22 protein-coding genes are annotated in these 22137 nt (G+C 43.7%); 5 read left to right on the forward strand and 17 right to left on the reverse strand.

All coding sequences use genetic code 11. The features are described 5' to 3' along the window. Positions 1–197 precede the first annotated feature (197 nt). Together ppnN and xni are read left to right on the forward strand one after the other, a co-directional pair. Complete coding sequence (ppnN, locus tag F0249_RS12450; protein ID WP_017053002.1) at positions 198–1556, forward strand: nucleotide 5'-monophosphate nucleosidase PpnN; 1359 nt, start codon at positions 198–200, stop codon at positions 1554–1556. Positions 1557–1638: 82 nt separating this feature from the next. After that, positions 1639–2415, forward strand: a complete 777-nt coding sequence (gene xni, locus F0249_RS12455; protein ID WP_113796492.1) for a flap endonuclease Xni — start codon at positions 1639–1641, stop codon at positions 2413–2415. Positions 2416–2556: 141 nt separating this feature from the next. Here xni and rlmM read toward each other — a convergent pair whose 3' ends face one another. From rlmM to pomA, 7 genes are all read right to left on the reverse strand, one after another. Beyond that, positions 2557–3648 carry a 23S rRNA (cytidine(2498)-2'-O)-methyltransferase RlmM gene (rlmM, locus tag F0249_RS12460; RefSeq protein ID WP_017053000.1) on the reverse strand — a complete coding sequence of 364 codons (1092 nt, stop codon included), beginning with the start codon at positions 3646–3648 and terminating at the stop codon, positions 2557–2559. Beyond that, positions 3645–4043, reverse strand: coding sequence for a DUF423 domain-containing protein (locus F0249_RS12465; RefSeq protein WP_017052999.1), 399 nt, complete (start codon positions 4041–4043; stop codon positions 3645–3647). Before F0249_RS12465 ends, rlmM begins: the two co-directional genes overlap by 4 nt. Then, complete coding sequence (locus F0249_RS12470; protein ID WP_171756889.1) at positions 4033–4665, reverse strand: alpha/beta fold hydrolase; 633 nt, start codon at positions 4663–4665, stop codon at positions 4033–4035. The genes F0249_RS12465 and F0249_RS12470 overlap by 11 nt, the downstream gene beginning before the upstream one ends. Next, positions 4658–5566 carry a transcriptional regulator GcvA gene (locus F0249_RS12475; RefSeq protein WP_017052997.1) on the reverse strand — a complete coding sequence of 303 codons (909 nt, stop codon included), beginning with the start codon at positions 5564–5566 and terminating at the stop codon, positions 4658–4660. Before F0249_RS12475 ends, F0249_RS12470 begins: the two co-directional genes overlap by 8 nt. A 505-nt stretch (positions 5567–6071) precedes the next feature. Further along, positions 6072–7520 (reverse strand): tRNA uracil 4-sulfurtransferase ThiI, encoded by a 1449-nt coding sequence (gene thiI / locus F0249_RS12480; RefSeq protein WP_171756890.1) that lies wholly within the window; start codon positions 7518–7520, stop codon positions 6072–6074. 331 nt (positions 7521–7851) lie between these two features. Further along, on the reverse strand, positions 7852–8793 hold the full coding sequence (locus F0249_RS12485) for a flagellar motor protein MotB (protein WP_017051721.1): 942 nt from the start codon (positions 8791–8793) through the stop codon (positions 7852–7854). Between the two features lie 14 nt (positions 8794–8807). After that, entirely contained in the window at positions 8808–9572 is a 765-nt protein-coding gene (gene pomA, locus F0249_RS12490) for a flagellar motor protein PomA (RefSeq protein WP_017051720.1), read from the reverse strand. A 309-nt stretch (positions 9573–9881) separates the two neighbouring features. On the opposite strand from pomA, the gene xseB reads away from it, so the two are divergent. The 3 genes from xseB to dxs are packed head-to-tail and all read left to right on the forward strand — an operon-like array spanning position 9882 to position 12935. Further along, positions 9882–10124, forward strand: coding sequence for an exodeoxyribonuclease VII small subunit (xseB, locus tag F0249_RS12495; RefSeq protein WP_113796498.1), 243 nt, complete (start codon positions 9882–9884; stop codon positions 10122–10124). A 22-nt stretch (positions 10125–10146) separates the two neighbouring features. Then, on the forward strand, positions 10147–11031 hold the full coding sequence (ispA, locus tag F0249_RS12500) for a (2E,6E)-farnesyl diphosphate synthase (protein ID WP_113796500.1): 885 nt from the start codon (positions 10147–10149) through the stop codon (positions 11029–11031). 20 nt (positions 11032–11051) lie between these two features. After that, entirely contained in the window at positions 11052–12935 is a 1884-nt protein-coding gene (dxs, locus tag F0249_RS12505) for a 1-deoxy-D-xylulose-5-phosphate synthase (protein WP_171756891.1), read from the forward strand. 99 nt (positions 12936–13034) lie between these two features. Here the strand turns inward: dxs and pgpA are convergent, their stop codons facing one another. The 10 genes from pgpA to proB form a co-directional block, all read right to left on the reverse strand. Next, a complete protein-coding gene (gene pgpA / locus F0249_RS12510; protein ID WP_017051716.1) occupies positions 13035–13538 on the reverse strand; it encodes a phosphatidylglycerophosphatase A in 504 nt (167 codons plus the stop codon). A 2-nt stretch (positions 13539–13540) separates the two neighbouring features. Next, complete coding sequence (thiL, locus tag F0249_RS12515; protein ID WP_171756892.1) at positions 13541–14512, reverse strand: thiamine-phosphate kinase; 972 nt, start codon at positions 14510–14512, stop codon at positions 13541–13543. Positions 14513–14702: 190 nt separating this feature from the next. After that, a complete protein-coding gene (gene nusB, locus F0249_RS12520; RefSeq protein ID WP_017051714.1) occupies positions 14703–15170 on the reverse strand; it encodes a transcription antitermination factor NusB in 468 nt (155 codons plus the stop codon). After that, entirely contained in the window at positions 15170–15640 is a 471-nt protein-coding gene (ribE, locus tag F0249_RS12525; protein WP_017051713.1) for a 6,7-dimethyl-8-ribityllumazine synthase, read from the reverse strand. The genes nusB and ribE overlap by 1 nt, the downstream gene beginning before the upstream one ends. 158 nt (positions 15641–15798) lie before the next feature. Beyond that, positions 15799–16908: a bifunctional 3,4-dihydroxy-2-butanone-4-phosphate synthase/GTP cyclohydrolase II gene (gene ribBA / locus F0249_RS12530; protein WP_136995878.1), complete on the reverse strand. Its 1110-nt coding sequence runs from the start codon at positions 16906–16908 to the stop codon at positions 15799–15801. A 143-nt stretch (positions 16909–17051) separates the two neighbouring features. Then, positions 17052–17705: a riboflavin synthase gene (locus F0249_RS12535; protein ID WP_017051711.1), complete on the reverse strand. Its 654-nt coding sequence runs from the start codon at positions 17703–17705 to the stop codon at positions 17052–17054. 20 nt (positions 17706–17725) lie between these two features. Beyond that, entirely contained in the window at positions 17726–18979 is a 1254-nt protein-coding gene (gene ribD, locus F0249_RS12540; RefSeq protein WP_171756893.1) for a bifunctional diaminohydroxyphosphoribosylaminopyrimidine deaminase/5-amino-6-(5-phosphoribosylamino)uracil reductase RibD, read from the reverse strand. 5 nt (positions 18980–18984) lie between these two features. Next, positions 18985–19434: a transcriptional regulator NrdR gene (gene nrdR / locus F0249_RS12545; RefSeq protein ID WP_017051709.1), complete on the reverse strand. Its 450-nt coding sequence runs from the start codon at positions 19432–19434 to the stop codon at positions 18985–18987. Positions 19435–19668: 234 nt separating this feature from the next. Beyond that, positions 19669–20922, reverse strand: a complete 1254-nt coding sequence (locus F0249_RS12550; RefSeq protein ID WP_171756936.1) for a glutamate-5-semialdehyde dehydrogenase — start codon at positions 20920–20922, stop codon at positions 19669–19671. Between the two features lie 48 nt (positions 20923–20970). Continuing rightward, a complete protein-coding gene (gene proB / locus F0249_RS12555) occupies positions 20971–22134 on the reverse strand; it encodes a glutamate 5-kinase (protein ID WP_171756894.1) in 1164 nt (387 codons plus the stop codon). Positions 22135–22137: the final 3 nt, after the last annotated feature.

Raw genomic sequence — 22137 nt, forward strand, 5'->3', positions numbered from 1 at the left:
ATAAATTTTTCAATCAGTTATCACAAAACAATCCCCAATTTGTTTGCTAAGCTAAATGATACCCACTACAAAAATGAACCTCTCCAAGTTGTTCACAACTGAACCATTTGCATTTGTTCTGTCATCAAATTAGTCCAGTAGCATCGATTCTAATTACAACGTGGGTATTTTGTTCACCTCTCACCAAAGGAGGCATTATGATCACTCATATTAGCCCAGCAGGTAGCATGGATCTGCTTTCTCAACTTGAAGTTGAGCGTCTTAAAAAAACTGCATCTAGTGATCTATACCAGTTATATCGAAACTGCACACTGGCGGTATTGAACTCAGGTAGCCACACCGATAACTCGCAAGAGTTGCTCGATAAGTATCAATCTTTCGATGTTAATGTGATGCGCCGTGAACGCGGAATAAAACTTGAGCTCCATAATCCACCAGAGCATGCCTTTGTGGACGGAGAGATCATTAAAGGGATCCAAGAACATCTGTTTTCTGTGCTTCGCGATATTGTTTACGTCAATATGCACTTAGCAGATAACCAGCATCTTAACCTCACGAATGCCACTCACATTACGAACCTCGTCTTTGGGATATTACGCAATGCAGGTGCTCTTACCCCTGGCATTGAGCCAAATTTAGTGGTGTGTTGGGGTGGTCACTCAATTAATCCTAGCGAATACCAATACACCCGTGAAGTTGGGCACGAGCTTGGGCTGCGTGAATTGAATATCTGTACAGGATGTGGCCCAGGGGCGATGGAAGGGCCGATGAAAGGTGCCGCTATCGGCCACGCTAAGCAGCGCTACGCTGAACAGCGTTATCTTGGATTAACTGAACCGTCAATCATTGCTGCAGAGCCGCCTAACCCAATTGTGAACGAACTTATCATTATGCCTGATATAGAGAAGCGTTTAGAAGCGTTTGTCCGCATGGCCCATGGGATCATTATTTTCCCTGGAGGACCGGGAACGGCTGAAGAGCTGCTGTATATTCTCGGCATTATGATGCACCCAGAAAATAAAGATCAGCCGATGCCAATCGTATTGACGGGCTCAAAAGAGAGTGAAGCCTACTTCCGCTCCATTGATAAATTCATTGGTGACACACTAGGCGAAGCGGCACAGAAACATTACCAAATCGTTATTGATGATCCGCAAAAAGCGGCGCAAATAATGAGCCAAGCCATGCCTGAAGTACGTGAGCATAGAAAACAGAGCGGCGATGCATACAGCTACAACTGGTCACTAAAAATAGCCCCGGAGTTCCAACTTCCTTTCGACCCGACTCATGACAATATGAAGAATCTGGATCTACACCTAAACCAACGCCCTGAAAACTTGGCCGCCAATTTACGCCAAGCGTTCTCTGGTATTGTGGCTGGTAATGTAAAAGCGGAGGGGATCAAAGAGATCAAACGTCACGGTCCATTCACCATTGATGGCGATGCGTCACTGATGAAAAAAATGGATAAGCTACTGAATGATTTTGTTGAGCAGCAACGCATGAAGCTACCGGGCAGTGCTTATGTTCCCTGCTACCGAATCGCAAACCGTTAAGATCATCGGCAACAGCGTTTAAACTGATTCCTAAGTCAGTTACTATAAGGGGCTAAATGGCCCCTTATTTTATTGGAATGTTATGTCTATTCATCTTGTTATTATCGATGCGCTCAACCTGATCCGCCGGGTGCACTCTGCCCAGCCAGATCCTAACGATATTGCAAGAACCATCACCACCACCACTCGCACATTAAATCGCATTTTATCGGAATCTCAACCGACTCATATCATCGCTGTATTCGATCACCACGAACAAGACAGAGGGTGGCGAGCCGAGGTACTTCCTACTTATAAGCAGAACCGCAAACCCATGCCTGAACCGCTTATGAAAGGGTTGGATGCGATCCAGCAAGCATGGTGGGAGCTAGGAATAGACTCACTGCTGTCTGAGGGCGATGAAGCCGATGATTTAGTCGCAACACTGGCAACCAAAGTCGCCAGTCACGGTGAGAAAGTCACCATCATTTCAACAGACAAAGGCTACTGCCAACTTCTTACCCCGACATTACAGATCCGTGATTATTTTCAGCACCGCTGGTTAGACGAACCCTTCATAGAGAAAGAGTTTGGCGTTACACCAGATCAACTAGCAGATTACTGGGGGCTCACGGGCGTAAGTTCTAGCCAAGTTCCCGGAATCCCCGGCATTGGCCCCAAAGCAGCAAAAGAGATTTTGACGCAGTTTAAAGATATAGAACAAGCACATGCTTCAGAAGAGTTGCTACCAAAATACCGTAAGAAATTCGATGAGCACATTGAATCAGCTCGAATCTGTAAGCAAATATCGGCACTCAAAACCGACATTGAACTCGGTTTTAATTTACAAGACCTGAGGTTCGAACAGCCAGACTCATAGCAAGCAGCTTTGACAATCCTACGGCTCAATAAACGAAAAGGCCGCTGTCTTAAAGTATAAGACAGCGGCCTTGAATTATTTGATGTAGAACATGCAAGCTTAAGCGAAGAACTTAACTTATCACTCTCACATTACTCGATATTAATAGGGTGAAATATTCGATAGAGATTGGATATGCACCGTGATCTCTTCGCGATCATGATAAAGATGCTTCGCTTGCAGCTTATATTTCACATCATTGTCACTCAAAAACTGCTTCAAGTTCTCGATATCTTGTAGCACTTCATCGTATCGACCTTTCATTGGCAGCTTAAGGTTAAAGATTGTTTCTTTCGCCCAACCACGGATCAACCACTCACCCATTAACTGAGCAACACGTGATGGTTTCTCAATCATGTCACAAATAAGCCATGTCACGTTCTTACGTGGTGGTTCAAACTTGAAGCCATCTTCCATATGGTGCTTAACTTGGCCAGTTTGCATTAAGCTATCTGCCATCATGCCGTTATCAACACAGTGAACGAACATTGAACGCTTAACAAGTTGGTAAGTCCAACCACCCGGGCAAGCACCTAAATCGACACCCCACATGCCTGATGCTAAACGCTCATCCCACTCATCACGAGGAATAAATACGTGAAACGCTTCTTCCAATTTCAGTGTAGAACGGCTTGGTGCATCAGATGGGAACTTCAGGCGTGGGATACCCATGAAGAACTGAGAGTTGTTAGTTGGTAGTGAATAACCAACGTAGCAGTGCCCAGGCGCAATAAAGCAAAGGTGCAGTACTGGTTTTTTAGGGTGGTCTTTATTGAACAAGATCCCTTTACCACGTAGAGCTTGACGCAGCGGCACCGTAAATTTACGACAGAACTTCAGCAACTCTTTCGCTTCGTTAGTGTCTGGAGTTTCGATGCGGATATCACCACAACGAGGGAAACCATCAATATCACCAAGTTCAGCCAAAATTGGCGAGATGCGGTCTTCAGACGGCAACTCTTTTAGTTCAGCGGCAACCGCAAACATTTGGCGAGCAAAAATCAATGATTGAAAATCGATTCTCTGGATCAGTTTTTCCGCGTCACCATCTTGGTAGCATTCAAAAAGAACATAACCACTATTATTCTTTACACGAGGAAAACCAAACACCTCAAGTTGCGTTGCTTTGTCTTGAATTTCACCTGCGCACTCTTTTTCAAAACCAGAACGACAATACAGTAATACGTGTTTCACTTAGTAACCTCATTAATATTGAATGCCGCGAAAGAGAAACTTCCCCATCCGACAATAAACAACAAACCACCAAATGGAGTGACTGGGCCAAACCATTTTATGCCTGTTAGTGCTAGCGCATACAAACTGCCGCTAAAACAAAGGATGCCGATAATAAAGCAAATTGCCGCAATGAAAAAATATTTTTGCGACTTTATTCCAAGATTAAAGCGCAGCAACACCGCACAAGCAATGATCGCGAAGGAGTGAAGCAATTGATAAAGCACTCCCGTATTAAAAACATCAAGCAAGTATGGCGCTAATTGAGCCTTTAAACCATGCGCGGCAAAGGCCCCTAACATCACACCAAGCCCAGAAAACATCCCTGCAATAGTGAGTAAATACTTACTTTTCATCTAAAACCTCAAAAATGAAAGCAGAGAGCTTATCTATTGTTAAGGTTAAATTCCCCTGCTCGGTAAAACCAGAACGTTTACGCGGTTTAAAGCCATGATCGCCATCAGGGAGAAACGCCACATCAATCATCGGAGATAGATCAAAGTCAGTAAACTCTTCACGCTTACCAAATGTATCCCTTTCCCCTTGCAAAATTAAACAAGGCTTTTCGATTGTCGCTAAGTGATCGCCTTTAAATTTTTCAGGCTTACCCGGAGGGTGAAATGGAAAACCCAAACAAGCCACTCCCGCGACGAGAGGGTTATCGGCTAATAAACTCGCCATCCTTCCCCCCATCGATTTGCCACCAATAACGACTGGTACGCCTGCATGTTCATTGATGACGTCAACATAAGCATCGAGCAACTTAGGAGCGCGATCGGGCGGACGCTTGGTGCCCATTTCTGCTCGCTGAATCATATAAGGAAAATTAAAGCGCACCACTTTAATGCCTTTTTCAGCTAACCCTTGCGCGACAGAAACCATAAAATGGTGATCCATTCCCGCGCCAGCGCCATGAGCAAAAATAAACGTCGCCTTATGCTCTGCGCCATTAATCAGCTGATGATTATTCTCAGTCATCCAGTAACTCTTCCTGCTCTTTATGCGCTTTCGCTAACATCCAATCACGGAAAGTGGCAATTCGCCCCATGTCAGCCTGTTTATCGTGGCACACTACATAGAACGCATTCTTACTCACCAATATTTCATCAAAAGGCGCAATCAGACGACCCGCTTCGATTTCCGGCTGAGCCAGTACATTATTACCAAGTGCAATCCCTTGTCCATGAGCCGCAGCTTGAAGCACCATCGTCGAGTGACTGAAAATTGGCCCTTGGTTAACATTTACACCTTCGATTGAGTTCTGCTTCACAAACGATTTCCAATCTTTCCTTGAGGTATCATGAAGCAAAGTGTGATGATTTAAATCAGTTAGAGTTTCTAATGGTTTGTTACTTAAAAGTAACGAGGGTGAACAGAGTGGAATCAGGAATTCTTGATAGAGTTTATCGGCTCTTAATCCTGGCCAATTTCCTCGTCCATAGTAGATCGCCACATCCACATCATCGGTCAGTGAACCTTCATCCATATCAACCGCTTTGATTCGTACATCAATATCAGGTTGCTGTTGATTAAAATCAGAAAGCCGAGGGACAAGCCATTGAATTGCAAAACTTGGCGGAAGGCTGATGGTCAAAGCCCCTTTTTCACTACGTTCAAGCACTTTATCGGTCGCTTCGGCTAAAGAAGTGAAGATATCTTTGATATCAAGAAAATAGCCTTGTCCTTCTTCTGTTAGTAACAAAGAGCGGTTTCGGCGGCGAAATAATTTCAACGCAAGGAACTCTTCCAGCGCTTTTATTTGATGGCTCACAGCGGCTTGAGTAACAAAAAGTTCTTCAGCGGCACGGGTAAAACTTAAGTGTCGAGCCGCAGCTTCAAACACTTTTAACGAGTTTAATGGTGGCAATCTTCTGGACATAAATACGCTCTAAAAAATACATTAGTTTTTTTAATCTGAAACATTATAAATTGTCCATTGCCTAAGGGCTAGAGAAATTCTATATTTCATCCCGCAGCGCTAGCCTGAACGGCTTGGTTCTCTCAGAATCAATTGGCTTAGTTGTTGCGATGTTGTGTTTGCAAACTCGTATTTCGAGTTAGGTAGAATTTCTACCGTAGTTTATTGCCCATTATCCCTGTGGCGATAAGACTGCTTCCTGTTTTTTTGACCTGTCTGTCAAATTTTTATACACCGCCTATATGGCGGTGTTTTTTTATCTGTCACTTTTTTCTTATCTTCTTATCTTCTTATCTTCTTATCTTCTTATCTTCTTATCTTCTTATCTTCTTATCTTAGAAAATCAGAAAGGCTTACGACAAAGAAACAATCTCAAAATAAAGTAGTGGCCATAAAAAAACCGCTCACTACTCACTTTATCAGTGAATCGTAAACGGTTTTAATTCAGCTAACGCTCTAACGGTTTCTAAGGGCGATAAACTTTTACATTGCTAAAACCTTGCTCTTGCAGGTAAAGCGCCTGTAAGCGGCTCATTACGCCACGGTCACAGTACAATAGGTATGTCTTAGACTGGTCCAAATCACCAAATTGAGTCGCAAGCTTAAAGAAAGGCAAATGCTTCACTTCAACGCTATCCAGTTCAAGTGGGCTAGCCTCTTCTTCTTCAGCACTACGAATATCAAGTACTACCGCATTCTCTTCAACCGCAGTCACTTGTTCAACTTCTGGCGCTTGTTCTTTACTCTCTTTCTCAATATCACGAATATCCATGATACGAGCATTCTCAATCACACCATCTAAGATAGAGAAATCAAAGTTCGCTTCTTCAGCTTCTAACTTCGCCTTTTCAGCTTTAATGGTCGGCTTCTTAGAGATAACACCACAATACTCTGGCATTACTTTGGCAAAATCTTCCGTGCCAATTTTTCGAGATAGATCGATAATGTCTTCTTTATCCCAGTTAATCAGTGGGCGCAAAATAAGAGTATCGGTCACGTTATCGATATGGCGTAAGTTAGTTAACGTTTGGCTTGAAACTTGGCCTAACGCTTCACCAGTCACTAAGGCTTGAATACCAAAACGTTCTGCCACCATGCCACCAGCACGCATGAACATACGTTTTAGAACGACACCCATTTGGCCGTCATCGACGTTTTCTAAAATTTCAGCCACGACAGGTTCAAAATCCACCGCAATAAACTTCACTTTTGCAGAAGATCCGTACTTATTCCAAAGATAGTGAGCAACTTGCTTAACACCAATCTCATGAGCAGGGCCGCCTAAGTTAAAGAAGCAGAAATGCGTTTTAGAACCGCGCTTGATGTGTAAGTAACTGGATACACCAGAATCGAAGCCACCAGAAATTAAGCTTAATACATCCTCTTGAGTACCTAGAGGGAAACCGCCTAATCCTTTGTGACGTTCAATCACTTGGTTTAATTTATCGTTTTCAACTTCAATGTTGATTGATACATCTGGCTTCTTCAGTTTAACCTTCGCACTTTCTACTGCTTGGTTTAAACCACCGCCAACATAACGCTCAAGTTCAATTGAAGTAAAATCATGCTGGCCGCGACGTTTAGCACGAACAACGAATGTTTTATCAACAATCTTGCTACCACTGCGCTCTAACACTTGCTCATAGATATTGTGCATATCAGTGAATTCAGTTTGAAGAACTTCAAGCGTATGGTGAATACCTGATGTATGAGTCAGGATTTCAAGCACTTGCTCGTAGTATTTATCACAGCTTGCGCTCACTTCAATATGATCGCGACGGTTGTATACCGCAACAGATTCAGTTCGGCGCTTAATGATAATGCGAAGGTTAGATTCTAAAATTTTGATGAAGCGCTTACGCACCGACTCACTTTTTACAAAAATTTCCGGATGGGGCTTAACAATAAATTTCATATTTTCTTCACAATAATTTTAGGGTTTGCAAGATGAGGTTGTCTCTCTGCGTGGGCATCAGATTGATTTATTCAACCTTGATTAGGTGCTAGCTTGTTTATATCCAAACTTTCGATTTTATATTCAAACTGTCGATAGGCTGAAACCTTCGAATGCACAGCCCCACTGAGGGCGCAAGATTATACATGAGATCTCAAACTAAAGGAAAGAGGGAGATGAATAACCACCTTCGAGTTTAGTTTATCTCAGAAATAAAAAAGGCTCCTAAAGCTAACGAATCGCTAATTAGAAGCCTTTATTAATGAGTGCTAACTATATTAATAAGAGTTAACTATAAGACAGGAACTTCATCACTAAAAATAGGTTCGCCTTGCATGATGCTGATTTCAACTCGTCGGTTAATTGAACGTTGAGCTTCTGTATCATTCGGCCCCAGAGGTGCGGTATCCGCCATGCCTCTCACTCGTAATCGCTGATGAGAAAATCCGCGAACTTTCTCCATCTCTTGGGCCACAGAAACCGCTCGCTGAGAAGAGAGATCCCAATTTGAACGATACAGTTCAGAATCGAGGCGTTGATCGTCTGTATGACCTGAAATTCTAACAATACCCGGAATGTCTTTAACCAACTCGGCAACTTGTCTTACCAACGGGCGGAATTTAGGCTGTAAGAACGCCGAACCACTAGGGAATGCGCCTTTCTCTCGAATACGAATGACAATCTGCTGACCTAGGTTTTCAACTTCAATCGCCCCCTGATCAATCTCTCGCTCCAGCGCTTTCTTGATGTTCTCCATCAATGTTTCCATCTCTTCCGACATGGATTCCGCTTGCTGTTGCTGCTGTTCAGATTCCGTATTTTGGTTATCTTGAGTAGAGGTTTCAGGCGATTGTCCGCCGTTCAACTTACCTTGATCACGCTTATTACCACCCGCACGGTCCGATTCACCTTCATGAAACTCTAACGTTTGTTGGGTAATATCAATCGTCTGCTGCATGATCACATCAATCGGCGTTGGCTCAGGTCTGCCCGGACGAAACTCTTGAGCAATAATACTGGTCCCCTTCGGAATATCTTTTACTTCAAGCTTATTCTGAACACCAAAGGCAAACTTCATCGAACCAGCGATTTGCTTGAACTTCAGTACATCCATTTCTGAAAAGGAAAGCAACAGAACGAAGAAGCACATCAGTAGTGACATTAAATCGGCAAACGTTCCCATCCATAACGCGAGACCTGGTGGTGGACATTTGCATTCATTTTCATCATCCATCTTAAGAGTCCTGTCTATTCACCATCAACACCAAGAAGTCGCTTACCTTCGTTGAGGTAGTTTTTCAGGTAGCTATCAATCACACGAGGGTTTTGCCCATCTTGAATCGCAAGCACACCATCCATAATTAAACGGCGGTTCAGTGTCTCTTGCTCTCGACGCAAGGCCAACTTATCGGCGATAGGGAAAAAGATCATATTGGATAATACCGCTCCATATAGTGTCGTTAGCAAAGCAACCGCCATCGCTGGACCGATGGATTTAGGGTCATCCATGTTTGAAAGCATTGCCACCAAACCAACTAAGGTACCGATCATCCCCATCGCTGGAGATACATCACCATAGGCCATGAATACTTTACCGCCTTGTTCATGACGTTCATTGGTTAAAGCGATATCTTTTTGCAAAGCGGCGCGCACCACATCAGCATCGTGACCGTCTACGAGAAGATCGATACCTTTTTGCATGAAGCTGTTCGTGATTTCCATTTCTTCAAGAGCAAGGAAGCCCCCTTTACGAGCTGCATCTGCCATTTCGACAACTTTAGCGATCAAATCTTCAGGTTCGTCTGACTTAAACATGAAAGCTTTACCTGCAATTTTGGCGGCTCCAAAGAACTGCCCCATGGTAAATTTCATTAATACAACAAACGTAGAGCCACCAACCACAATCAGAATCGAAGTGACATCAATAAACATGGATAGACTGCCACCAAGAATCATTGCCATGATTACAAAGGCGAAGCCACCTATTAGACCTATCAGCGTTGCTAAATCCACAAAGCACTCCTCATGCTATCTGTTTTGTGCCAACTATATGGAGAATAATCTTGTTATCGGCAAGATCGTAAGATCTTTAAGTGAAACCTTGGAGTAAATCTCATACTTTTTCATTAAATTTGATCAATACTCATTCTTAGCTATTTGAGTCTACGTGGGTTTTGTTCATCACACGAGCTGATATGTTAAGTTTTATCTTCGACTCAAGCACGTATGAGCTCCATTTTTCTAACAATTTTACTTGGTTAAATTTGACCATCTTCACGCCCTAAGGTAACTTTCGTGCATCTTTTGCAATGCAGAATTATTATGGCGACTAAGAAACCTGAAAATATGACCTTCGAAGCAACGATCGAAGAGCTCGACGGCCTAGTTGATCAACTAGAAAATGGTGAACTGGCTTTAGATGATGCGCTAAAGAAATTCGAGCGTGGCATCGCATTAGCCCGCGCCGGACAAAATAAATTAAGCGATGCTGAACAGCGTGTCAGTATTTTGCTACAAAATGACGACAATGCTGAATTAAGCGAATTTAATCCTCAGCAAGACTAGAACAAAATATATGAGACCCCCTATGGTTGAGGCCTTAACCTCTTATCAGGAAAGAAATAATTCCCAATTAAATTATTGGCTCGATCGCCTACCTCATCAAGATCAACCTCTCGTGCAAGCAATGCGCTATGGTTTATTACTTGGAGGAAAGCGAGCGCGCCCATTTTTGGTTTACATCACAGGGGAAATGCTCGGGTGCTCATCAGCCACTCTAGACACACCAGCATCAGCGATAGAGTGCATCCATGCTTACTCTTTAATTCATGATGATCTTCCTGCAATGGATGACGATGAACTGCGCCGTGGGCAAACGACTTGTCATATTAAATTTGATGAAGCCACCGCTATTTTAACTGGCGATGCTCTACAAACGTTAGCCTTTACCATCCTTGCAGAAGGTGAGCTATCCGCTGATGGCGAAGCGAACCGTATTAAGATGGTTCAAGTCTTAGCTCAAGCATCTGGCGCCTCAGGCATGTGCATTGGTCAGGCTCTTGATCTTGCAGCAGAAAACCGCTCGGTTTCGCTCGAAGAGCTAAAAGATATCCACAAAAACAAAACGGGCGCACTCATGAAGTGTGCTATTCGTTTAGGCGCGTTGGCTGCGGGTCAAAAAGGCGTGGAAATTTTACCTCAACTTGATAAATATGCTGATGCGATTGGTTTAGCCTTCCAAGTCCAAGATGATATTTTGGATATTATTGGCGATACTGAAACATTGGGTAAACCACAAGGTTCAGATCAAGAATTGAACAAGAGCACTTACCCTTCATTGCTCGGATTAGATGGCGCAATGAAAAAAGCTCAAACTCTGTTAACTGAAGCCCTTCAAGCTTTGGATGCAATCCCATACAATACCCAGTTACTCGAAGAGTTCGCCCGATACGTCATCGAGCGCAAGAACTAAGACTATAAGCGCGCAATTATATGACTCTTGATATTTCAAAGTATCCAACATTGGCTTTAGCAGACACTCCTGATGATCTGCGCCTTTTGCCAAAATCCACTCTGCCACAATTATGTGATGAACTACGCTCATACCTTCTAAACTCAGTGAGCCAATCAAGTGGTCACTTAGCGTCTGGTTTAGGTACAGTCGAGCTCACGGTAGCGTTGCACTATGTCTACAACACTCCATTCGATCAACTTGTTTGGGATGTTGGCCACCAAGCTTACCCGCACAAGATCCTTACTGGTCGAAGAGAGAAATTATCAACGATTCGCCAGAAAGATGGGTTACATCCTTTCCCTTGGCGTGAAGAGAGCGAGTACGACACCCTTTCAGTTGGACACTCTTCAACGTCGATAAGTGCCGCTCTTGGTATGGCAATTAGTGCTGAGAAGGAAGGCAAAGACCGCAAAGTGGTGAGCGTTATCGGTGACGGTGCAATTACCGCTGGTATGGCGTTCGAAGCGATGAATCACGCAGGTGATGTTCATTCGGATATGCTCGTGGTATTAAACGATAACGAAATGTCGATTTCAGAGAATGTCGGTGCGCTGAACAACCATTTAGCTCAAGTACTTTCAGGAAACCTTTACACATCTATTCGTGAAGGCGGTAAAAAAGTTCTTTCTGGTGTTCCACCAATCAAAGAATTAGTACGCCGCACTGAAGAACATCTTAAGGGCATGGTTGTTCCTGGAACCCTTTTTGAAGAGCTTGGATTTAATTATATTGGCCCTGTGGATGGTCACGACGTAAATGAGCTGATTAAAACGCTGCGCAACATGCGTGGGCTAAAAGGCCCTCAATTTCTGCATATTATGACCAAGAAAGGCAAAGGTTATGAGCCCGCAGAAAAAGATCCTATTGGCTATCATGGTGTCCCTAAATTTGACCCTAGCCACAGCAGCCTGCCTAAGAGCACAAGCAGTAAACCAACTTTCTCTAAGATATTTGGTGACTTCTTATGTGACATGGCCGCGCAAGATCCTAAGTTAAGAGCAATCACGCCAGCAATGCGTGAAGGTTCAGGCATGGTGCGCTTCTCCAAAGAGTTCCCAGACCAATATTATGATGTGGCAATCGCAGAACAACATGCTATTACTTTGGCAACAGGCATGGCTATCGCAGGGGATCACCCTATCGTCGCGATTTACTCTACCTTCTTACAGCGTGGTTATGACCAACTGATTCACGATGTTGCGATCATGGATTTACCCGTGATGTTTGCAATTGACCGAGCAGGTCTTGTGGGTGCCGATGGTCAAACTCACCAAGGAGCCTTTGATTTAAGCTTCATGCGCTGCATTCCTAATATGGTCATCATGGCACCAAGTGATGAAAATGAGTGCCGTCAGATGCTTTATACTGGCCATAAGCATACAGGTCCAAGTGCTGTGCGTTACCCAAGAGGTAATGGCATGGGCACTGAGTTAGTCGAAACGTTCACCGCACTTGAAATTGGCAAAGGTCGAATCATCAAGCAAAGCGATGCACCAAAAGATGGGAATAAAGTCGCGATTTTGAACTTTGGTACTTTCTTGCCAAATGCTTTGGAAGCGTCAGAAACACTAAACGCAACCGTTGCGGATATGCGTTTTGTTAAGCCTCTCGATGAAGAGTTAATCCGGCAACTGGCCGCTGATCATGATGTGCTTATTACTCTGGAAGAGAATGCCATCATTGGTGGTGCAGGCGCAGGCGTGATTGAATTCTTAATGCAAGATAAGCGCCCAATGCCCGTTCTTACTCTTGGTCTTCCTGACAAGTTTATTGCTCAAGGTACGCAAGGCGAACTGCATCAAGAGCTTGGGTTAGACAGTGATGGCATCATTCGTTCGATTCAACAATATCTTGAAAAATAACCAAAATTAGAAAGATACAAAAAAGCCCACAGCAAAATCTGTGGGCTTTTTTATTACCATTTAAGAACCGTTCATTTGTCTAACATTAGGCAGCTACCATTATAACCAACCAGAAAAATGCCCAACAAGATACAAAGCGACACCCGCCATTACACCAGCGACGATATCGTCTACCATGATCCCAAAGCCGCCATCGACGCGCTTATCTAGCCAACCAATAGGCCACGGCTTAACCATATCGAAGAAACGAAACAGTACAAAACCGGTGATAAGCCATTTCCAGTCATCTACGGGAAGGTCTAGCATAGGCACTAAGCTCATGGTGATCCAAAAGCCCGCAAATTCATCCCACACAATTGAACCATGATCGTGAACTTTCATGTCATCTGACGTAACTTGGCAGATCTTAACGCCAATAATGCATGAAATAACCACCACCACTAAATACATCGGAAGCGGCAACTGAACAAGAAGCAAATAGAATGGAATAGAAGCAAGAGTCCCCATTGTTCCCGGAATGATCGGCGATAAACCGCTGCCAAAGCCCGTCGCCAACAGATGCCATGGGTTTTTTAATGAAATTAAAGAGAGAGGGTTAGTCATAATTATTTAACCTTAAAGTGATCATAGCCATCTAAGTGCCAATCAAGAGGTTGCCCGTTGCTATGCAGTTCTAACATTCCTTGCGGACGGATCTGACCAATACATGTTACTTTCGCGCCAATATGAGCTAAAGCAGTTTCCAGTGATCCTTTATTCTCTTCAGGAACGGTAAAGCAGAGTTCATACTCTTCCCCACTCGTCAGAGCATACTGCTGAGCACTGTCCACATTACCACTAAATTGTATAAGTTCAGAAGAGAGAGGCAACAAATTAGCATTAATACTGGCCCCAACATTTGAGCGTTTGAGTATATGACTAAGATCAGATATCAACCCATCTGAGATATCAATCGCCGATGACGCTAAACCTAACAATGCTTGTCCTGCAAGTACTCTAGGTTGGCTAAGGTAATGACGTTTTTCAAGTTCTTGTGCAAAAGGTTGGCAACGGAGGCTATCATCTAAAATCACGGATAAACCCGCTTTACTGTCACCTAAGTTCCCAGTGACATAAATCCAATCCCCCACACTAGCGCCATCTCTGCGCAACGCTTTATCTTCAGGAACAAATCCTTGCACCGTTAAGGTTAAACTTAATGGGCCTTTGGTGGTATCTCCACCGATCAATTGAATCCCAAAATAGTCAGCTAACTCAAAGAACGCATCACAAAATGGAGCCAGCCACGCTTCATCAGCGTCCGGCATGGTCAACGCAAATGATACCCACGCAGGTGTCGCGCCCATCGCGGCTAAATCACTCACGTTGGAGGCTAATGCTTTATGTGCTACCCATGCAGGGTTTGCATCGGCTAAGAAGTGTGTACCTGCGACCAGCGTATCTGTACTAATCGCAATTTGAACATTACTTGGCGGTTTGACTAAGGCACAATCATCGCCTAATGATAACTGCACATCTTTTCGCTGACTTTGGCGATTAGAAAAATACTTTTCGATTAAATTGAATTCACCAGACATACATACATCCTTGATGTCTCGTTCAGACCCATCATTATAGAGCAGATATCAACACAGTTAGGTTTAATCACGAAAAGGCTTTATCACTAAATTTCATGATGTGTTGATTTAGGATCTAGAACGTTTGTTGAAAAAATACTCACAAAAAAGGCCAGCATATAGCTGACCTTTTCAATTCTTAGATAATCAATTACTTTTTACGCACGTGTGGCGCAGCTTTATCAAGCACACCATTAACGAACTTATGGCTATCTTCCGCTGCAAATACTTTTGCTAGCTCAATAGCTTCATTGATTACGACTTTGTATGGTACATCTTCACGACGAGTCATCTCGTACATAGCAAGACGTAGCAGAGCAAGTTCCATCATATCCAAATCTTGCATTGGACGTGATAGGTATGGACGCAATTTGCTGTCCAGCTCCATATGACCAAGTACAACACCAGAAAATAGATCACGGAAATACGCAACGTCTGTTTCTGGAGCCGACAAAGCCGGTTCTAATTCATGATGCTCTTCTTCATCATACTTGCCACCAGTTAGGAACTGTTCCTCAACTGTTGCGACATTTTCTTTAGTAATTTGCCAAGAATAAATTGCTTGCAGAGCAAATTGACGTGCGTTACGACGTGCGGCTGGTTTCACACTGGCCCCCATTAGGAATCGATTTCAGAAAGAACGTTAATCATCTCAAGTGCGCTTAGTGCAGCCTCTGCACCTTTATTACCAGCCTTGGTTCCTGCGCGTTCAATAGCTTGATCGATTGTATCAACAGTAAGTACACCAAATGCTACAGGAAGACTGAACTCCATAGACACTTGAGCTAAACCTTTATTACATTCACTGCAAACATAGTCAAAATGTGGCGTTCCGCCGCGAATTACAGTACCAAGTGATACGATAGCATCAAATTTTCCTGTTTTCGCAACACGTTGAGCAACTAACGGTAATTCAACTGCACCAGGGCAACGAACTACAGTAATATTGTCTTCGCTAACTTGTCCATGACGCTTTAAAGTATCGATTGCACCAGAAAGTAAACTTTCGTTAATAAAACTGTTGAAACGAGAAATAACGATAGCAATTTTTGCATTTGGCGCTGGGAAGCCACCCTCGATCACTTTCATAAGCCTTCCTTTAACTATGTTCATCAAGTGAGAATCGACGGATTCTAGCACAGAACTGTGAGCGATATCTAATACCAATTAACTTAATTAGCCCTATTCAAATAAAAAAGCGAACACAGCTTTCTGTATTCGCTTTTTTTGTATTGAATAAACGCTAATTATTCACAAACATACTCAACGACATTAAGGCCAAACCCGCCTAATGCATGGTAACGTTTTGAACTAGAAGAAAGCAGGCGCATATCGCTTACTCCTAAATCCGCCAAAATTTGAGAGCCAACACCAACACGGCGAGATGTACCCTGCTTTTTCGCCATTGTCGGAGCTTCACCTTTATCTTGTGCTTCAAAGGTTTTCACTTTATTGATCAAGGTGTCAGACGTCTCTTCGTTACCCAAAATCACTAAAACACCACCATCTGTGCCAATACGTTGCATCGCTTTATCTAACGTCCAGCTACGCTCTGTGCTGCGGTCTGAGTGCAGTAAATCGGTAAACGTATCATGCAGGTGAACACGCACAAGTGGAGCGCCCGTTTTCACATCGCCTTTTTTCAGCGCGTAGTGAACTTGGTTATCAATGGTGTCGCGGAAAGTCACAAGGTCAAAATCACCAAATTCCGTTGGCAACTTACACTCAGCAACACGCTCAATAGTGGTTTCTGTGTTGTTTCGGTATTCGATTAAATCAGCAATGGTGCCGAGTTTAATATCGTGTTTTTCTGCGAAGACTTCTAAATCTGGACGACGAGCCATTGTGCCATCTTCATTTAGGATCTCAACGATAACAGAAGCTGGCTCCAAGCCTGCGAGTCGACCTAAGTCACAGCCTGCTTCAGTATGTCCAGCGCGAGTTAGCACGCCACCTTCTTGAGCCGTAAGAGGGAAAATATGACCCGGCTGAACAAGATCAGCGGCTTTCGCATCTTTCGCTACAGCGGCTTGAACAGTAACCGCACGATCAGATGCTGAAATACCCGTTGTCACTCCTTCAGCAGCTTCAATAGAAACAGTAAAGTTAGTTGTGTATTGAGCATTATTATCTTGAACCATTGGCGGTAATCCAAGACGCTCACAACGCTCTTTTGTCATAGTTAGACAGATCAAACCGCGACCATACATTGCCATGAAGTTAATCGCTTCAGGGGTAATATGTTCCGCTGCCATGATTAAATCGCCTTCGTTTTCACGATCTTCGTCATCCATCAGGATAACCATTTTACCGAGGCGAATATCTTCAATAATTTCTTGAGGCGTACTAATTGGCATTATGTTGTTCCTATTTTATTAGGCGCTAGGTGTTAAGACTCTAGGCTTACATCTACGGTGATCATGAAAGTCTACTGTAATCATGAAAATCTTCGGTAATTCTAAAAGAGTGTAGGAGAAGCTCCCCTTACTTTTTCATTGAATCAAGCAAATCCATTTTGTTGCAAAAATTCCATCGTTAAACGAGATTCCGGTTGTTCTTCTTGTTGTCCTTGAAGTAGACGTTCCATATAACGAGCAAGCACATCTACTTCTAAATTAACTTTTCTGCCGACCTGAAAATCATCAATCGTCGTCTCTTCGGAGGTGTGAGGTACGATAGTTAATTTGAATGCATTTTTACGTAGAGCATTAACCGTTAAGCTAATTCCATCTACGGTAATAGAGCCTTTCTGAGCAACGTATTTTGCAATATCTGCTGGCATGTTGACCCAAAATTCAATCGAACGTCCGACATGGTTTCGCTCTACAATTTCACCAACACCATCCACATGGCCTGAAACAATGTGCCCACCAAAGCGGGTTGTCGGTAACATCGCCTTTTCCAGATTAACCTTATCGCCAGCTTGGTATTGAGCAAAACCTGTTTTTTTCAATGTTTCAAGTGAGAGGTCGGCGGTATAACTGCAAGCATCAAATTTTACAACCGTCAGACAAACGCCATTAGTCGCGATACTATCGCCTAAATTAACGTCTGACATATCTAACTTATCAGCATTAACTGTAATGCTAATGTCTTCCCCTTTTGGGGTGATAGCCGCCAATGTTCCGACAGCTTCTACGATTCCTGTAAACATATGATTCCTATGAATATCATCTATTTGTTTTCTTTCAATACAGGCTTAGCAATTAAGCGAATATCTTGACCCACTTGGCGAACATCTTGAATATCAAGCTCAATCACTTGCGACATACATTCTAAGCCGAGCGCTCCGATTAAGCCTCTGCCATCGCTTCCCATGAGTTTAGGTGCTAAATAAACGATCAACTCATCAACTAAACCATTAACGAGCAACTGTCCGGCCAGAGTCGCCCCAGCTTCAACCCACACGTGATTGATATTATGCTGCTCCGCTAACTGTGACATCAACTCAGCTAAATCCAGTTGATGACCCGTCTCCGTTAGGTTGATATCCGACCCTTCAGAGCCAACTCTCAGCACTTCACCTTGAGTTTGAAACAGATTAAGATCTTCGGTCAACTGATGCTGCCTATCAAGAATCACGCGAATAGGCTGCCTAACCGCACTCTTCTGAGCTTGAGAGTTCACCTCATCACTTAGCTTAAGTACATCGCTAGGTTTCAGTACATCGCTAGGTTTCAGTAAAGCACTAGGTTTCAGTAAAGCACTAGGTTTCAGTAAAGCACTAGGTTTTAGTAAAGCACTAGGTTTTAGGCCATAGCGAGACTGAACACTGCAAGGTAAGTCATCCCATCGCACATTCAACGAAGCATTATCGTCAATCACCGTCTTACTGGTTGAGAGAATAGCGCCAGACATCGCACGGAAAGTCTGAACATCTTGTCTTGCTTGGGGAGAAGTTATCCACTGGCTTTTACCATTGTTTAATGCGGTTTGCCCGTCTAAGCTCGCGGCCATTTTTAATTGAACAAATGGCATCCCCGTTTGCATTTTTTTGATAAATGCAGGGTTCAAAGCTTTTGCATCGGCTTCTAATAAACCGACTTCAACGTCAATACCAGCATCACGCAGCATTTGAATACCGCGGCCAGACACTTGAGGGTTCGGGTCTTGCATTGCACAGATAACTTTCGCGACTTTCGCTTTTATCAAGCCTTCAGCACAAGGTGGCGTTCGACCATAATGCGAACATGGCTCTAAAGTGACATAAGCCGTGGCTCCCACCGCTTTTTCACCCGCCATTCGTAAGGCATGAACTTCAGCATGAGGCTCACCTGCTTTTAGGTGAAAACCCTCTCCAACGATTTCGCCGTCACGCGCAATCACACAGCCGACATTAGGATTCGGAGCCGTGGTATAAATGCCACGCTTGGCAAGCTCAAGCGCACGCACCATAAATTGATAATCTAGAGGAGTGAAATTAGACATAACGGTTAGTCTTCTAGCTTGGCAATTTCTTCACCAAACTCTCGGATATCTTCAAAACTACGATAAACAGACGCAAAACGAATATAAGCCACTTTGTCTAAGACTTTAAGCTGTTCCATCACTAAGTTACCGATAAGGTCACTCGGAACCTCTCGCTCACCCGTTGCTCTCAGCTGAGATTTAATCGTACTGATTGCTAACTCAATCGAATCAGCACTGACTGGGCGTTTTTCTAGTGCGCGCTGTACTCCGCCCACCATTTTATCTTCATTAAATGGTTCACGGTTGCCATTTGATTTGATCACTTTAGGCATCACAAGCTCAGCACTTTCAAAAGTAGTGAAACGTTCACTACACGCTAAGCACTGGCGTCTACGACGAACTTGGTGACCGTCTGCGACTAAGCGCGAATCAATCACTTTAGTGTCATTTTCTGAACAAAAAGGACAATGCATATCACCTCCAATTAATTGGCATCAGTGTAACGGAATTGGGACAGGGAGTGAATGAAGAAGTCGATAGTTAGGCCGAGATTTGCCGAATAATGGTGCGTATATTGCGTTTTTCATATCAAATACGCAAACGCTTCACTCAAGAACTTAGGATAGAGATGGGATCTCCCCAATTCTAACCAAAACTCTATATGTGAAGCGTTTCATTATAGAGGCATCTCTGCCTAACGTTACGCGCTATGGACGAACCAAGTAATTCGCTTTACCTACCCATTTATAGCTGGTGAGTTCTTCCAGTCCCATCGGACCACGAGCATGTAGTTTCTGAGTCGATACTGCTACTTCAGCCCCTAAACCAAATTGAGCGCCATCGGTAAAACGCGTTGAAGCATTCACATAAACCGCCGCAGACCCTACCGAATTAATAAACAATTCCGCATTCGTTAAGCTGTTGGTCATGATGGCATCAGAGTGACTTGCATTGTGAACTCGCATGTGATCGATCGCCTCTTTCACACCCGATACCACTTTAATGCCCAAAGTGTAACTGAGCCATTCAGTATCAAAATCACCAGAAATTACATCACGTAATTGCAGGTCAGCATCCGTTTTCACCGTCTCGCTTAATAATGACTTTGCTTTCTCTTCGACCACAAACTCAACTTTACCACTCAAGCGTTTCGCTAACATTGGCAGAAAATCAACGGCAATGGATTCGTGCACCAGCAGCGTATCTAATGAGTTACATGCAGATGGGCGCTGTGCTTTCGAGTTTTCGACTACATCAACTGATTTTTCTAAATCTGCACTCTCGTCGACAAAGATATGGCTGATACCAAAACCGCCAATGATGACAGGAATGGTGCTGTTCTCTTTACACATTTTATGCAGACCAGCGCCGCCGCGTGGAATGATCATATCCACATAGTCATCCAATTTAAGCAGTTGTGACACTAATTCACGATCAGGTTTTTCAATGTATTGCACAGAAGCTGCTGGTAATTGTGCCTTTTCTAAAGCTGATTGAATGACTTTAACCAACTCCATATTTGAGAAAAAGGTCTCTTTACCACCACGCAAAATACTCGCATTACCGGTTTTCAGACACAACGCCGCGATATCAATCGTCACGTTTGGGCGAGCTTCGTAAATCACGCCAACCACACCCAGTGGTACTCGACGTCGCGACAATGACATGCCGTTTTCTAATACTTTACTGTCGATTTCACTGCCAACAGGATCGTTTAAGCTAATAACATTACGTACATCGTTAGCGATACCCGTTAAACGCTCTTCGTTCAGCATCAGTCGATCAAGCAGAGCATCGGTTAGCCCTGCATTGCGTCCAAGTTCAATATCTTTTGCATTCGCGGCTAAAATGGCCGCTGAATTGATTTCAAGTTCATCAGCAATCGTTGCTAATGCTTGGTTTTTTTGTGCCGTCGATGCGGTTGATAAATGGAAAGCCGCCTCTTTTGCCGCTATGCCCATATTTTGTAAGCTAGTCACGTTGAACGCTCCCTAAATTCGTTTAAATCGTTAATCTTGAATAACCACGAGGTCGTCACGGTGAATAACTTCTGAGCCATAGTCATAACCCAAAATCAAACCGATATCTTTACTGTGTTTACCGACAATTTTTGCTAAATCTTGGTTGGAATAACTCGAAATACCACGGGCGATAAGCTGGCCTTTCGTGTTGGTCACTCGTGCCACTTCACCACGTGCGAATTGTCCGCTCACCTTTACCACGCCTTTGGCAAGCAAGCTACTGCCCTTTTCAACCACAGCGCTTACCGCGCCATCATCAATAACAATATCTCCAGAAGCCGCTGGGCCCGCTAAGATCCAACGTTTGCGGTTTTCTAACGCTTCCGCTAAAGGCAAGAACCTTGTGCCTTGAGGTTCATCACTCAATGAATCAAAAATGACATTTTCTGCACTACCCGCAGCAATGATCACTTCGATTCCTGCTCGGCGTGCAATATCGGCAGCTTGAAGTTTAGTTGCCATTCCGCCCGTGCCTAATGTGCTTCCGCTACCACCTGCGATTTGACGTAACGTTTCATCAATGGTGGTCACTTCACGGATAAGTTCTGCATTCGGATTACTTCTTGGATCCGCCGTAAACAACCCGCGTTGATCCGTCAGCAGAAGCAGTTTATCGGCACCGCACAAAATCCCAACCAAAGCAGACAAGTTATCGTTATCGCCAACTTTAATCTCATTCGTCGCCACTGCATCGTTCTCATTCACAATAGGAATGATGTCGTGATCGACTAAAGCATTAATGGTATCGCGAGCATTTAAAAATCGCTCACGATCATCAAGGTCCGCTCGTGTCAGTAGCATTTGGCCGATTTTCAGGCCGTAGATAGCAAAAAGTGATTCCCACGCTTGAATCAGCTGGCTCTGCCCTACTGCCGCAAGTAGTTGTTTACTTGCCATTGAGTTGGGGAGTGCGGGGTATCCTAGATGTTCACGTCCAGCCGCAATAGCACCAGACGATACCATTACAATTGAGTGCCCTTGCTTTTTAAGCTCCGCACATTGACGCACAAGCTCAACCATATGAGCTCGGTCAAGCGCTAACGTTCCACCAGTTAAAACACTAGTACCTAGTTTAACAACCACTGTCTTGGAGTGTGTTGTGTTCCCGCTTTTCTGATTCGTATTCATGGGTTCTTTTGAATTAAAAAACATATA

This window comes from Vibrio sp. 03-59-1 (genome assembly GCF_013114135.1).
Lineage (GTDB): Bacteria > Pseudomonadota > Gammaproteobacteria > Enterobacterales > Vibrionaceae > Vibrio > Vibrio cortegadensis.

Bases quoted from the DNA above. Each gene is read 5' to 3' on its own strand.
- ribE (WP_017051713.1), bottom strand. From the start codon at position 15,640: ATGAAAGTGATCGAGGGTGGCTTCCCAGCGCCAAATGCAAAAATTGCT.
- xseB (WP_113796498.1), top strand. From the start codon at position 9,882: ATGGCGACTAAGAAACCTGAAAATATGACCTTCGAAGCAACGATCGAA.
- dxs (WP_171756891.1), top strand. From the start codon at position 11,052: ATGACTCTTGATATTTCAAAGTATCCAACATTGGCTTTAGCAGACACT.
- ispA (WP_113796500.1), top strand. From the start codon at position 10,147: ATGGTTGAGGCCTTAACCTCTTATCAGGAAAGAAATAATTCCCAATTA.
- pgpA (WP_017051716.1), bottom strand. From the start codon at position 13,538: ATGACTAACCCTCTCTCTTTAATTTCATTAAAAAACCCATGGCATCTG.
- xni (WP_113796492.1), top strand. From the start codon at position 1,639: ATGTCTATTCATCTTGTTATTATCGATGCGCTCAACCTGATCCGCCGG.
- nusB (WP_017051714.1), bottom strand. From the start codon at position 15,170: ATGGGGGCCAGTGTGAAACCAGCCGCACGTCGTAACGCACGTCAATTT.
- ribD (WP_171756893.1), bottom strand. From the start codon at position 18,979: ATGTCTAATTTCACTCCTCTAGATTATCAATTTATGGTGCGTGCGCTT.
- proB (WP_171756894.1), bottom strand. From the start codon at position 22,134: ATGTTTTTTAATTCAAAAGAACCCATGAATACGAATCAGAAAAGCGGG.
- nrdR (WP_017051709.1), bottom strand. From the start codon at position 19,434: ATGCATTGTCCTTTTTGTTCAGAAAATGACACTAAAGTGATTGATTCG.
- ribBA (WP_136995878.1), bottom strand. From the start codon at position 16,908: ATGCCAATTAGTACGCCTCAAGAAATTATTGAAGATATTCGCCTCGGT.
- F0249_RS12535 (WP_017051711.1), bottom strand. From the start codon at position 17,705: ATGTTTACAGGAATCGTAGAAGCTGTCGGAACATTGGCGGCTATCACC.
- F0249_RS12485 (WP_017051721.1), bottom strand. From the start codon at position 8,793: ATGGATGATGAAAATGAATGCAAATGTCCACCACCAGGTCTCGCGTTA.
- thiI (WP_171756890.1), bottom strand. From the start codon at position 7,520: ATGAAATTTATTGTTAAGCCCCATCCGGAAATTTTTGTAAAAAGTGAG.
- F0249_RS12475 (WP_017052997.1), bottom strand. From the start codon at position 5,566: ATGTCCAGAAGATTGCCACCATTAAACTCGTTAAAAGTGTTTGAAGCT.
- F0249_RS12465 (WP_017052999.1), bottom strand. From the start codon at position 4,043: ATGAAAAGTAAGTATTTACTCACTATTGCAGGGATGTTTTCTGGGCTT.
- ppnN (WP_017053002.1), top strand. From the start codon at position 198: ATGATCACTCATATTAGCCCAGCAGGTAGCATGGATCTGCTTTCTCAA.
- F0249_RS12470 (WP_171756889.1), bottom strand. From the start codon at position 4,665: ATGACTGAGAATAATCATCAGCTGATTAATGGCGCAGAGCATAAGGCG.
- F0249_RS12550 (WP_171756936.1), bottom strand. From the start codon at position 20,922: ATGGGCATAGCGGCAAAAGAGGCGGCTTTCCATTTATCAACCGCATCG.
- thiL (WP_171756892.1), bottom strand. From the start codon at position 14,512: ATGTCTGGTGAATTCAATTTAATCGAAAAGTATTTTTCTAATCGCCAA.